Annotated in this window: 10 protein-coding genes; 4 read left to right on the top strand and 6 right to left on the bottom strand. The window is 46.3% G+C overall.

The window, feature by feature from the left end; translation table 11 throughout:
- Positions 1-11: 11 nt before the first annotated feature.
- The 5 genes from ACHFJ9_RS06745 to ACHFJ9_RS06725 form a co-directional block, all read right to left on the bottom strand.
- Positions 12-1376, bottom strand: coding sequence for a TrkH family potassium uptake protein (locus tag ACHFJ9_RS06745; protein ID WP_025535287.1), 1365 nt, complete (start codon positions 1374-1376; stop codon positions 12-14).
- Between the two features lies 1 nt (position 1377).
- Positions 1378-2031 carry a TrkA family potassium uptake protein gene (locus tag ACHFJ9_RS06740; RefSeq protein WP_317396569.1) on the bottom strand — a complete coding sequence of 218 codons (654 nt, stop codon included), beginning with the start codon at positions 2029-2031 and terminating at the stop codon, positions 1378-1380.
- A gap of 151 nt (positions 2032-2182) precedes the next feature.
- Positions 2183-2881: a response regulator transcription factor gene (locus tag ACHFJ9_RS06735; RefSeq protein ID WP_395354384.1), complete on the bottom strand. Its 699-nt coding sequence runs from the start codon at positions 2879-2881 to the stop codon at positions 2183-2185.
- Positions 2878-3921 (bottom strand): ATP-binding protein, encoded by a 1044-nt coding sequence (locus tag ACHFJ9_RS06730; RefSeq protein ID WP_395355350.1) that lies wholly within the window; start codon positions 3919-3921, stop codon positions 2878-2880. Before ACHFJ9_RS06730 ends, ACHFJ9_RS06735 begins: the two co-directional genes overlap by 4 nt.
- Before the next feature lie 227 nt (positions 3922-4148).
- Positions 4149-6002 (bottom strand): ABC transporter ATP-binding protein, encoded by a 1854-nt coding sequence (locus ACHFJ9_RS06725; RefSeq protein ID WP_395354382.1) that lies wholly within the window; start codon positions 6000-6002, stop codon positions 4149-4151.
- Between the two features lie 145 nt (positions 6003-6147).
- Here ACHFJ9_RS06725 and ACHFJ9_RS06720 point away from each other — a divergent pair, with 145 nt between their 5' ends.
- Genes ACHFJ9_RS06720 through fhuB form a run of 4 tightly spaced genes read left to right on the top strand, consistent with a single transcriptional unit; the run spans position 6148 to position 11975 of the window.
- Entirely contained in the window at positions 6148-8253 is a 2106-nt protein-coding gene (locus ACHFJ9_RS06720; protein WP_395354380.1) for a TonB-dependent siderophore receptor, read from the top strand.
- A 52-nt stretch (positions 8254-8305) separates the two neighbouring features.
- Entirely contained in the window at positions 8306-9091 is a 786-nt protein-coding gene (locus ACHFJ9_RS06715) for an ABC transporter ATP-binding protein (RefSeq protein WP_395354378.1), read from the top strand.
- Positions 9082-10011: an iron-siderophore ABC transporter substrate-binding protein gene (locus tag ACHFJ9_RS06710; protein ID WP_395354376.1), complete on the top strand. Its 930-nt coding sequence runs from the start codon at positions 9082-9084 to the stop codon at positions 10009-10011. Before ACHFJ9_RS06715 ends, ACHFJ9_RS06710 begins: the two co-directional genes overlap by 10 nt.
- On the top strand, positions 10008-11975 hold the full coding sequence (fhuB, locus tag ACHFJ9_RS06705; protein WP_395354374.1) for a Fe(3+)-hydroxamate ABC transporter permease FhuB: 1968 nt from the start codon (positions 10008-10010) through the stop codon (positions 11973-11975). The genes ACHFJ9_RS06710 and fhuB overlap by 4 nt, the downstream gene beginning before the upstream one ends.
- A gap of 99 nt (positions 11976-12074) precedes the next feature.
- Here fhuB and ACHFJ9_RS06700 read toward each other — a convergent pair whose 3' ends face one another.
- On the bottom strand, positions 12075-12923 hold the full coding sequence (locus ACHFJ9_RS06700; protein WP_258666182.1) for a mechanosensitive ion channel family protein: 849 nt from the start codon (positions 12921-12923) through the stop codon (positions 12075-12077).
- Between the last annotated feature and the right edge of the window lie 3 nt (positions 12924-12926).

Raw genomic sequence — 12926 nt, 5'->3', positions numbered from 1 at the left:
AGTTAGCCTATTTACCCTATTGCCAGTTTAGTACTCGCGTAACGCGCTTTTTTCTTTCTTGGACTGGCTAAGAAGTACGCCAAAGTAAGAGGCCCTAATCGCCCCATAAACATCATGAAGATGATCACTAGCTCACCCGGTTCGGACAAACTGCCCGTTAAGCCTCGCGATAACCCAACCGTACCCAGCGCCGAGACCGCTTCGAACATAATGTCTAACATAGACGCTTTCTCGGTCAGTAACAGCGTGAATATGGCAAACCAAGTCACGCCCACCGAGATCAGAGTCAGCGCCAATGCCTTGCTGATGGTCTCTTTGGGAATCTCACGTTGAAACGCATAGGTTGCTTCATCGCGACGCAAATAGCTGTAAGTTGCCAAGACTAACACCATAAATGTCACAACTTTAATGCCACTTGCCGTGCTCAATGATCCACCGCCGATAAACATCAACACCAGAATGATCGCCGTTGTGGCATCTTCCAACTGATCGATAGCTAAAGTATTGAACCCCGCCGTTCTTGGCGTCACCGCTTGAAACCACGATGCCCACCATTTCCCTGCTTCGCTCAAAGGGGCAAGCGTGTTGGGGTTGTCATATTCAATCAGGTAAATCGCAATAAGTGCCACCACGTTAATGATCACCGTGCCTAAGATCATCATTCGACTGTAAACGGTGAGTCGGTGCCAACGGCGATTGCGTTTTAAGTCAATCCAAACCGAGAAGCCTAAACCACCAATAATGAACAAACTGGTAATAGTGAAGTTAACAACCGGGTCGTCCACGTAAGGCATTAAGCTATCGGCACTTAACGCAAAACCTGCATTGTTAAACGCACTGATGGTGTAGAAGAAACCATGGAACAAACTGGTTTTCCAGCCCAGCTCTTCACTCCAATAAACGCTCAAAATAGTGAAACCAATAAGTTCAACGAGCAGAGCGAACATCAATACAGATTTAGCAGTGGCAATGAGTGTCGACGAGTCAGTTTGGTTGAACGCCTCTCTCGCGACGGCTCGCTCCAAAAAGCCAATTTTTCCGCCCAGAGCCAGCAAGGTCACGATGGCAAACGTCATTAAACCTAGGCCACCACATTGAATCAGGAAAGCAATAACCACTTGCCCAAAAGGCGTAAACGCCGTGCCCGTGTCCACCACAACTAATCCCGTCACCGTAATGGCCGATGTCGCAGTAAACAGGCTTTGAATCCAAGTGATGGGCTCTGTGGTGGCAATCGGCAGTTTGAGTAAGACCGTGCCGAGAATGATCAAGCACGCAAAACTGAGGCTAAGTATTAATGGCGGTGCGCCCAACAATTTTTTGCCCGCTTTGGGTTTTCGCTCGATTGGGATAATAGCGGGATGCCACAAAACCATGTTACACCAACCTTGGAGCGACGTATTTCAGCTCAGCGCGACTACCACAAAGCAACAGCGTGTCGAACTCATTAAGCACAAACTCATCATTGATATTGGTGTAGACGGCTTCTTCGCGCTTCACCAAGATAGGCTGAATGTTGTAACTGCCTCGGCTGATCAACTTAGAAAGCGGCGTATTGTGCAGATTGGATTTAACGTGGATTTCCACCACATACAAACCATGCCCCATTTCCAAATAGTTGTTCACCATCGGATAGTTGAGTGCCTGCGCGACTCTTACGCCCATCTCCTCTTCCGGATGAATAATGCGTTGTACACCCAGCTTAGATACGATGGTGTGGTGTGCTTTGGTGCTCGCTTTGACCCAAATGGATTTCACACCCAGATTTTTCAGCGCCAGCGTACACAACAAACTGGCTTGCATGTCTTCACCAATCGCCACCAACACCACATCACTGTTCGCTAGCGCTAACTCTCTGAGTGCACCTTCGTCTGTTGCGTCACATATAACCGCTTGCGTTAACTCTTCGACGTATTTTTCGACGATTTTCGGGTCGCTATCCACCCCCGTTACCGTGTGTCCAAGATGAATAAGTTCTAAGCTGGCGGCAACGCCAAATCGCCCTAAACCAATTACTGTAAAGTGAGCCATATCAATCCCTAACTGTGTTTTATGTATAGAAAATGCTAATGCGCTAAGGGCTAGACTGACTTTCCGTCACGGAAAATAGGCAACACGAATCCTGTTCGAGTGCCGATAACCAGCACTAAACCTTGGCATTAACGTTGATTAAATTTGGAATTTAGTGGTGCTTGGACGTCTCAAGCACTAAACGATAACCCAGCCCCGGCTCGGTTTTTAATAGCCGCTGTTCGTCAGCACTATCGTTCAGTTTTTTGCGTAGTTGACTCACTAACACGCGTAAGTAGTGGGTATCTTCGATATGACTTTTTCCCCACATTACCGATAGCAAATGAGTTTGCTCAATGAGTTTTCCCGGCTTGAGAATCAACTGTTCAATGAAGGAAAACTCTTTCTTGGTGAGTGGAATTTCCCTCTGATCCAACCAAAATTGGTGAGTACTTTTGATGATTTTGACTCGGCCAGCCACCAGCTCATCAGCGACGGCTTGCTCATCCACCAAATCTCGAACCAGCACTTTGATGCGCGCGATGAGCTCTTTTACGCCAAAAGGCTTGCTCAAGTAATCATTCGCGCCCGCTTCTAAAAGGCGGATTTTTTCCTTTTCTTGATCACGAGCTGTCAGCACTAACACTGGCGTTTTATACGTCTGACGAAGCGTAGTGAGGAACTCCGTCCCATCGCCGTCGGGCAAGCCTAAATCTAGCAGAATGACGTGCGGCGAATGCGCTTCGAAACACGCTTTGGCTTCTGCAATGGTACTCGCGCCAATGTAATCAAACCCTTCAGCAGACAGCGAAATTCGAATAAAGGTATGAATGCGAGGCTCATCGTCCACGACTAAAACTTTGTAACTCACGCCTGCTCTGCTCCTTGATTGAGTGGAAGTCGAATGCGGATCAGCGTCCCTTCTGATACTGGCATAGATTGAATCTCTCCTTGGTGCGCGGTGATGATGCCTTTGGCAACCGCGAGTCCCATTCCGGTGCCTGAATCGGCCGATTTGTTGTTCGCGCCGGAATAGAAAAGGCTGAATATTTTTTCCGCATCTTCAGCTTTGATGCCAATCCCCATGTCCCGAACATCAATCACGCACGACGAACCCTGCTTAGAAAGAGAAACCTCAACAGATTCACTCTCTGGCGAAAATCGCATGGCATTATCCAGCACATTAAAAATCGCTTGTTCGATGAGCGAACGACTTACTGACAAATAGCCTACGGCATAATCCATATTCATGGATACTTTCTCGGTGTAATTCGGCAAACGAGAAACTGCATCCTGCACAATATTCGCAATAGGCTCATCTTTTTTGGTAATTTTTAATGTGCCATGTTGGAGCTTAGTCGCCTGTAAGAGGTTCTCTATATATTGATGCAAGCGGTGGCTTTCTGAAGTCGCACTGTCGAGCAATTCTTTGCGCTCTAAGTCATTGAGCTTGGGCATGTACTCGTTGAGTGTGGTCAGTGTTCCAATAATGGTTGCCAGCGGCGTGCGTAGGTCATGGGACACCGATAGCAGGATGCTGTTTTGCAACTTGGTTTGTTTTAACTCGCCCTGCTGGCGACGATAGAGATCCGCAAAGGTACTGGTGATAAATGCCACCACCATAAACACGACTAGATTAAAAATGTCTTCCGGGCGAAACATCTGCAAAGAGTAACGAGGCGTCGTGAAAAAGAAGTTGAAGCTCAACGCTTCGATCACCGCCGCCGCATAAGCGAATCGCGAGTTGCATTGAAACGCCACCACCACAACTGCTAACTGCAAAATCAGCAGGACCGCAGCTGTAGAGCCAAACAATTGGTCCAACAGCCATGAGGCCGCAACCGCGCCAACAATCACGATGGCAGAAAAAATAAATGTGTTATCTCGCCAATGAGCAAACATAAAGTACATCAACCAAAATTCGATGCAGAAACTTTAGCAAAAGCCCATTCGGAGTTCGCGTAAAAAAAGCGTAAAAAATTCAATAACGACAGGCAGTTATAAACATAACCATCATTAAGTTGGCCTAACTTAATGAATAATCACAAGTTAACGTTTCCCATTGACGCCCACCCACTCGGTATAAATGACAGACACAAAAAAGAGGAGCATTTGCTCCTCTTTCGTGTAGCGTCATATTAGATGACTTGCAGTTGAGCATCACCTTGCTCAGACAAAAAGCCGCCGGTTTGATGCTTCCACAACTGAGCGTAAACACCACCCAATTGCAGCAGCTCGTAATGCGAGCCTTGCTCAATGATTTTGCCGTCATCCATCACAATCAAACGATCCATCGCGGCAATCGTTGATAAACGGTGAGCAATCGCAATCACAGTTTTTCCTTCCATCAGAACTTCAAGGTTTTCTTGAATTGCCGATTCTACTTCTGAATCAAGTGCAGACGTTGCTTCATCCATGATCAAAATTGGCGCGTTTTTCAGCAGCACGCGAGCAATCGCCACACGTTGACGCTGACCGCCAGACAGCTTCACGCCGCGCTCCCCAACTTCAACGTCATAGCCAACGTTACCTTGCTCGTCTCTTAGAGATTGAATGAAATCATGAGCGTGTGCTTTTTCAGCAGCTGCGATAACGGCATCCATTGAAGCATCTGGATCACCGTAAAGAATGTTTTCCTTAATTGAGCGATGTAGCAAAGAGGTGTCTTGCGTGATCATACCAATGTGTTGGCGCAGCGACTCTTGTTCGACTTGAGAAATATCCTGTCCATCAATACAAATTTTCCCCGTATTTACGTCGTAAAAACGCAGCAACAGGTTAACCAACGTGGATTTGCCTGCCCCAGAACGACCGACAATGCCGACTTTTTCGCCCGGTTTGATAGTCAGATTCAAGTTCTCAAATACTGCCTTCTCATCACTGTAGTTAAAACCTACGTGATCAAAGCAGATCTCACCTTGAGAGATTTGCAAAGGCTTAGCATTTGGTACGTCTTTCACTTCAACATCGTTTGAAATCGTATTTATACCGTCTACTACTGTACCGATGTTTTCAAACAGTGCGCTAACTTCCCACATGATCCACTTCGACATACCTTGTACGCGCAACGCAATACTGATGGCAATCGCAATAGCACCAATTGTTACAGCGTGATCTAGCCATAGATAAACCGAAATGGCACTAATAGACATCAGCAGCAAATAGTTGATGGCATCAACACTAAACAGTAAACAAGTCACCATGCGCATTTGGCGGTAAACCGTCACCAAAAACTGCTTCATGCTGCTTTCTGCGTATTCCAACTCTCGCTGTGAATGAGCGAATAGTTTTACGGTAGAAATGTTGGTGTAAGAATCGACAATGCGCCCAGTCATTACAGAACGAGCATCCGCTTGCTCTGTCGCTACTTGTTTCATTTTAGGGATAAAGTAGAACTGGATAACCGCGTACATTCCTATCCAAATCACAATAGGCAACATCAGCAAACCATCGGCCTCGCCCATCATCCAAAGCATCGAAAGAAAATAAACGCTGATATAAACCAGTACATCCACCAACTTCATGACCGTTTCTCGTACCGCTAACGCACTTTGCATCACTTTGGTCGCAACTCGGCCTGCAAAGTCACGTTGGAAAAATCCAACCGCTTGTTTTAGCAAGTAACGGTGAATCAACCAACGGATAGACATCGGGTAGTTACCCAATAACGTTTGGTGCATCACCATTGAGTGGACAAAACCGAGAACTGGCATCACAACCGCCACTAAGAACAGCATCATTAGCATGCGATCACCCTGATCTTGCCAGAATGTTGCGCGATCTTGATTAGAGAGAATATCGACGAGCTCGCCCATATAACGCAACAGCGTCACCTCAGTAATGGCAATAAGCGCACTGAACACAGCCATAACAAGTAAAGGGGCTTCAAAGCCACGAGTGTAAAAGCGACAGAAGCCAAAAAGTGTCTTCGGTGGCTTTTCGGTTTCCATCTGGGGAAAGGGTTGGGTCAGTTTTTCAAACCAATTGAACATAACAACGACTTTAAGTACCGCGAATGAATTTGCGAACGTTTTACTATCTTTTGATACAAAAGTCAGTAAAATACCGAAACAAAAGTTCAAATGATAATAATTACAATTAAGCTTAGCGTTAATCATAATTGTCGGGAATATATTTATGACAAAGAATAACTTACTGACCATCGCGATCCGTAACGCGTTGGTCTGTGCTTTGGCACCAACAGCAGCAGTGGTTGCATTCACAGCACAAGCTCAAGAAGACGTTGTACAAGATGACATTATTGCAATGGAGACTATTACGGTCACCGCGCAAGCACTTAAAGTAGAAACCCCTGCGGCAGAAACACCGCGCAGCGTATCTATCATTTCTGAAGATGAACTTCGTGTTCGTGCACCGCAAAAATTGGACGAAGCATTACGCTACACGTCTGGTGTAACCGCTCAACCTTATGGCGCAGACAACGACACTGATTGGTTCAAAGTTCGTGGATTTGATGCAGCGACTTACCTAAACGGCAACCGCCTATTCCGCGATGGTTACTACACATGGTTAGTCGAGCCTTACGGCCTAGAAAGTGTAGAAATCGTTAAAGGCCCATCAGCTATTCTGTTTGGTGAATCGGCACCAGGCGGTATCGTGAATGCGGTGCAGAAAAAACCAACGTTTACGCCTCAAGGCGAAGTAAAAGTCGAAGTTGGCAACAACCAACACCAATCCGTAGGTTTTGACATTGCTGACGAAGCAAACGACGCAGGCACCGTGCGCTATCGTTTGGTTGGCTTGATGACAAGCCAAGACGGTGAACTGGACGGCACCAATAACGAGCGTTTCTACCTAGCGCCAAGTGTCGAGTTCGACATTTCTGACCGTACAATGCTGACCGTTTTGGCTACTTACCTTCATGATGACGGTGTACCAACTAACCCATTCTTCCCGGCAGCAGGTACTCTGATTGGTTCTAACTTTGGCAAAATCGATCCTTCGACTAACCTTGGTCAGCCAAACTACGATAAATACGAACGCACGCAGTTTTCTCTAGGTTACTTACTAGAGCACGACATCAATGACACGTGGTCATTCTCGCAAAACCTCAACTACGGTTCGAATGAGTTGTACTTGCGCAGCTCTTACGCGTTCTCAAACAACGATCCAGCGAAAGAAGAATTAACGCAAGGCATCGTATTCCGTGACGGCAAAAACCAGAGCATCACGTTCGATAACAATGCTGTCGGCAACTGGATGACAGACAACGCAGAGCACACGGTGCTTGTCGGTATGGATCTGCAATTCCACAAAACCGATGGAGACGAGCAGGACAACTACGCGTTTGGCACCATCAACCCGTGGAACCCAGTTTACGGCAACTTCACCCCACTTGATCCTGCCAACAACGTGAAACGTGAGATTGAGAAATCTCAAGCAAGTTTCTACTCGCAATACCAATTGAAACTGCATGAACAATGGATTGGTAACGTGGGTGCTCGTTACGACTGGGTGAAAACAGAAAACTCTGGCAAAGGCGCTACCGTTAACCAAAGTGAATCTCGTGATGATGGTCAGTTGTCTCTCAGCGCGGGTGTGATGTTCCTTGCAAACAATGGTCTGTCACCTTACGTAAACTACTCTCAATCGTTTGAAGTGATCAGCACCATTGATGCGGCAACCAATGAGCTATACAAACCGCTGGAAGGCGAGCAAGTAGAAGTGGGTGTGAAGTATGAGCCAAGCTTTATGGATGGCTTTATCAACCTTGCATGGTTCGACATCACGCAAAAGAACGCGTTGGTGACCAACCCATCAACATGGATTGCGACACAAACAGGTGAAGTGACATCTCAAGGTATTGAGCTAGAAAGCACGGCGCAGCTAACCGACGATCTAAAACTGATGGCAAGCTACACCTACACCAAAGCGAAAACAGACGAAAGCTTTGGCCAAGGTAAAAAACAAGCCGCACTTATTCCTGAACATCAAGCCTCTGCATGGGTAGACTACAGCGCCTACAGCCTGATTCCAGGCCTCAATATCGGTACTGGTGTGCGCTACGTAGGTGAGTCAAAAGATAACCCTAAAAGCTCGAACCTAACTGTTCCTTCAGTCACTCTTTGGGATGCGTCAATCACTTACGACATCACTTCACAGTGGCAAGCACAGCTAAACGTGAACAACATTCTGGATAAAGAGTTTGTTTCAGGTTGCGATTATTGGTGTTACTACGGCCAGTCTCGCTCTGTCATGCTAAACGCAAACTACCGCTGGTAATTGAACTTCCTACTCCCCTCTCTTGAGGGGAGTTTCCTCCTAAGAGTCATCCATGTTTCAACTGTCTAATATTGAGATCGTTCGAGGTGGACGTCAGATCCTCGGCATCGAACAACTTAACATCCCAACAAATGAGCTAACGGTCGTTTTAGGCCATAACGGTTCAGGTAAGTCGACACTGGTGAACCTGCTTTCTGGTCAAATGCCACCAGATAAAGGCACGGTAACACTAAACGATACTTCCCTTTCATCACTCAAAACCAAAGAGTTGGCAAAACAGATCGCCTATTTGCCACAAAAGCTGCCCTCTTCGGCTGGTTTAACGGTAGAAGAGCTAGTGCGCTTAGGTCGCTTTCCGTGGTGTGGGGCACTTGGTCGTTGGAAAACAGAAGACAAACAGATCATCACGCAGGCTATGGAACGAACAGGAGTTACACCTTTTGCTCAAGCATTAGCGGACGATTTATCGGGTGGTGAGCGCCAACGCGCTTGGGTGTCTATGCTGTTGGCTCAACAATCACCGATTTTGATTCTCGATGAACCGACCTCCGCGCTCGATGTTCACCATCAATTTCAATTGATGGCGCTACTGGCAGAGCTGAATCGAACCGAGAACGTAGGCATTATCGTGATCCTGCACGATCTGAACTTAGCACTGCGCTACGCAACGCACATTGTCGCGCTCAAAAAAGGTCAAATTGCGTTCGAAGGCAACGCCGACATGCTGCTAGATGAGGAGCGCCTTTCTGAGTTGTATGAGTCACCGATTAAGCTCATTGATCATCCAACTCCAGCCAACACATTGGCGAGCCAAAAGGTGGCTGTTGTATGCGCATAATAGCTCGTTTACTTACTGTGGTTACACAATCTGCTTTTCTGTTAGCATTTTTTATGACTAATGCAAATGCAGTCATCACCGTTACCGATGAATATGGTGAGCATAGTTTTGAGCAAGCGCCGCAGCGCGTTATTGCCTTAAATTGGGACATCCTAGAACAAGTTTTGGCGCTAGGCATGGAACCAATTGCCGCTCCCAATTTACCAGGCTACCGCCAATGGGTAGTTAATCCAACTGCGCCAGAGTCAATCGAAGATATTGGAACCCGAGCAGAGCCCAACTTAGAAAAAATAGCCAGTTTGAAACCAGATGTCATCCTTGCTGCGTCTCCACAGCAAGACTTGATTCCGTTACTCAAACAAATTGCTCCGGTAATCTATCTACCTAATTTTTCTGAAAGTGAGGCCGCAGCTGAAACGGCCATTCGTCACTTTCGTACGCTCGGCAAGCTATTCAATAAAGAGGCTCTTGCTGAACAGAAACTGGCAGAATTAGATGCTTCATTTGCGCAGATGCGCCAGAGAATTCACCACTATTACTCTGAACCACTCAGTGTTCTGGTGATGCGTTTTTCAACGCCGAATACGGTGTTTCTTGCAACCGAAAATTCCACCACAGACTACGTGGTCAGAAAGCTGGGATTACAGACTCCAATTAAAGAGGCTCCACGCGCGTGGGGCGTAAAGCAAGATCGGATTAATCGACTTCAAAACCTTCAAAACAGCTACGTTCTCTACGTACAACCTTTTCCAGAAGAACGCAAACTAAAAGATTCGCCACTTTGGCAAGCGATGCCGTTTGTAAAGAAGCAGCGGGTAAATTCAGTCAGAGCAGTGTGGGCGTATGGCGGTGCTATGTCTTTGCAATACACCGCTGAAGCGATTACCGACAGTCTAATAGAGTTGGCACCAAAGCAATGAGAACGAAACATTATATTGGTTATCTGGCGCTGATTACGTTACTTAGCGTCTTTAGTCTACAAATTGACACTAATTTATCACTCTTCGAACAGTGGCAATTATTAACAAAACCAGAGGTAGTGAGCGAATTTCGTGACGTATTTTTTACGCAAGCTCAGCTTCCTAGGTTAAGTATGACCCTGCTTGTTGGTGCCATGCTTGGTCTCACTGGCAGCTTAATGCAGCAATTAACGCAGAACAACCTCACCTCGCCGTTGACTCTTGGCACCTCTTCTGGCGCTTGGCTTGCATTAGTCGTGGTAAACATTTGGTTTGTTGATTGGGTAGCCGACTACTCTGCATTAGCCGCAATGGTAGGCGCCTTAGTGGCGTTTGGCCTGATCGTATCTATTGCCGGTGTGCGTAATATGACGGGTTTACCGCTAGTCGTTTCAGGGATGGTGATCAATATCTTGCTCGGTTCTATTGCCACAGCCATCATTATTTTAAATGCTCAGTTTGCACAGAATATCTTTATGTGGGGAGCAGGAGACCTTTCTCAATACAGCTGGGATTGGTTTGAGTGGTTATTGCCTCGCTGCGCTATCGCTATCGTAATTTTGATCGTCGCACCACGTATTCTGACCTTAATGAAACTAGGACAAGAAGGCGCAGCAGCCCGAGGCTTAGCGGTATTACCCGCGTTTGGTGCGTTAATGGTGATGGGTATTTGGCTGGTATCAGCCTCAATCACCGCAGTTGGCATTATCAGCTTCATCGGATTACTGACACCCAATATTGCCAGAGCAATGGGGGCAAGAACGCCACGCGACGAATTGATCAGCAGCATGCTAATGGGCGCAATGCTATTAATCATCACCGACTCTGCCGCCATCTCGCTAAGCTTATGGTTAGAGGAAACCATTCCTAGCGGCGTAGCGGCTGCAGCTATTGGCGCTCCCGCTTTAATTTGGTTTACTCGTAAAAAGCTGACGGCAACCGATCAACTTAACCTTTCAATGAGCCAAGGAAAAACGGCGCTTTCTAAACGCGCGGTATGCAGCATTGCGCTATTCAGTCTGGTTGGGATTCTAGCTTACTCATTCGTTACCCATGGTATAAACGGGATCCAATGGTCCGTGCCAGGGGAGTTTCAATGGCAATTGCGCTGGCCGCGAATGTTAACCGCACTTTCTGTCGGTATTGCTCTATCCGTTGCCGGAATCATTTTGCAACGCATTGTTTACAACCCTCTGGCCAGCCCAGATATTCTCGGTGTGTCTTCCGGAGCCACGTTTGCCATTATTACGACAGGAGTCATCGCTGGGTCACTTCTCTCCGCATTTAACTGGGGTATCGCTTTTTTCGGAAGTATGTCCGTATTGATGTTATTGCTGATTATCGGTAAACGAAGCCATTTTAATCCATCTAACTTCGTGTTGTCCGGCATCGCACTAACGGCACTATTAGAAGCCCTTGTTCAATTTTCGCTAGCTCAAGGTTCTGGTGACAGTTACAAAATTTTATTGTGGCTAACTGGTTCAATTTATCGAGTCACAGCCGACACCGCACTGATGCTATGTTTGGCAATAATGGTTCTGCTTACCGCTGTATTAGCGATTTCTCGCTGGCTAACATTAATTTCCATCGGACGACAATTCTCAAATGCACGAGGACTTAACCCCACCGTAGCCAATACGCTAATGCTCACCATCGTTGCTTTATTATGCGCCTTTTCTACCGCTACAGTTGGTCCGATATCTTTTGTTGGCTTGGTCGCTCCCCATATGGCGATGATGTTAGGAGCAAGAAAAGTGAAAGAGCAACTAAGTGTCGGAGCCTTAATTGGTGCAACCCTAATGTTGTGGGCAGATTGGCTGGGACAAATCGCTATTTATCCAAGTCAGGTCGCAGCTGGCACATTGGTCGCTATTTTAGGCAGTACTTACTTTCTGTTTTTAATGCTGAAAAGTAAATTCAGCTAAGTATTCAGGGAATATAGTTAGAGCTGGAAATACCGTTAGAAAAACAAACCCCGCTATGTTTGATAGCGGGGTTTGTTTTAACTGGCGTACGACACTTCTCTATTTTTCACTCACCACAGGAAAGCGCTGCTCATAAAGTTCCATAAAGTCTTTACGAATCAAATACTCCAAGTGGTTAGCTTTATCGGTCGGGCAGAAAATCATAACATGCAAAATCTGCTCACCATTGATATTGCTAGAAATATGCATATGTGGCTCTGCACCGGGAAGATCGACCCCAGCGTGTTTTTCAATCATCGCATTGTAGCGATGTGCAACATCACTGAAGTAGCTACAATGCTCTTCAATCTTGTCGGTCAAGATTGGTAACAGAGGATACAAATTAACGAAGTCTTTCACCACGATAGAGAAATTGTGGTAGACGTAGCGCTTCATAAAATTGAGGTTCTTTACTGGGTAAGTAAAAAACATACTATTGGGTAAGGTCGCGGTTTTTCCGGTGTAGTGATATTGACCATGGTGCAGGTCGATCTCTTGAATCACCGTCGCCATCATATTGTGCTCGATCACTTCGCCGCACAGTTTACCGACCTCAATCCAGTCACCGACACGAAAAGAACGTGAGCTTGCTCTTTGAATCGAGCCTGTAAAACACAAAATTATCTCTTTGGATGCCACAACAATGGCAACCGCTATCGCCGTGACACTTAGAGCAAACTCGTTTATTTCTGATTGCCATAAAATAAATAAAATCAGTAATGTAACGGCAAAGGTGCCGTTCTTAGTTCTGGACATCCAGCTGCGCTGATCTTCAGAAAGAAAGGCATGGTCACCACGAATCATCGATAAAATGGTACGACGAATTAACCACATAATCACAAAGATCAGTGCGGTAAAAATCAGTTTATGAGTGAGAAGAAAATCGACGACTAACTGCACTTTCTCCATTCC

Source organism: Vibrio sp. D3 (assembly GCF_043995865.1).
GTDB classification, from domain to species: Bacteria; Pseudomonadota; Gammaproteobacteria; order Enterobacterales; family Vibrionaceae; genus Vibrio; species Vibrio diabolicus.
This window is presented reverse-complemented; position numbering and strand designations above follow the sequence as displayed.

Coding starts and splice junctions, on each gene's coding strand:
- ACHFJ9_RS06745 (WP_025535287.1), bottom strand. CDS start 1,376: ATGGTTTTGTGGCATCCCGCTATTATCCCAATCGAGCGAAAACCCAAA.
- ACHFJ9_RS06740 (WP_317396569.1), bottom strand. CDS start 2,031: ATGGCTCACTTTACAGTAATTGGTTTAGGGCGATTTGGCGTTGCCGCC.
- ACHFJ9_RS06730 (WP_395355350.1), bottom strand. CDS start 3,921: ATGTACTTTATGTTTGCTCATTGGCGAGATAACACATTTATTTTTTCT.
- ACHFJ9_RS06725 (WP_395354382.1), bottom strand. CDS start 6,002: ATGTTCAATTGGTTTGAAAAACTGACCCAACCCTTTCCCCAGATGGAA.
- ACHFJ9_RS06720 (WP_395354380.1), top strand. CDS start 6,148: ATGACAAAGAATAACTTACTGACCATCGCGATCCGTAACGCGTTGGTC.
- ACHFJ9_RS06715 (WP_395354378.1), top strand. CDS start 8,306: ATGTTTCAACTGTCTAATATTGAGATCGTTCGAGGTGGACGTCAGATC.
- ACHFJ9_RS06710 (WP_395354376.1), top strand. CDS start 9,082: ATGCGCATAATAGCTCGTTTACTTACTGTGGTTACACAATCTGCTTTT.
- fhuB (WP_395354374.1), top strand. CDS start 10,008: ATGAGAACGAAACATTATATTGGTTATCTGGCGCTGATTACGTTACTT.
- ACHFJ9_RS06700 (WP_258666182.1), bottom strand. CDS start 12,923: ATGGAGAAAGTGCAGTTAGTCGTCGATTTTCTTCTCACTCATAAACTG.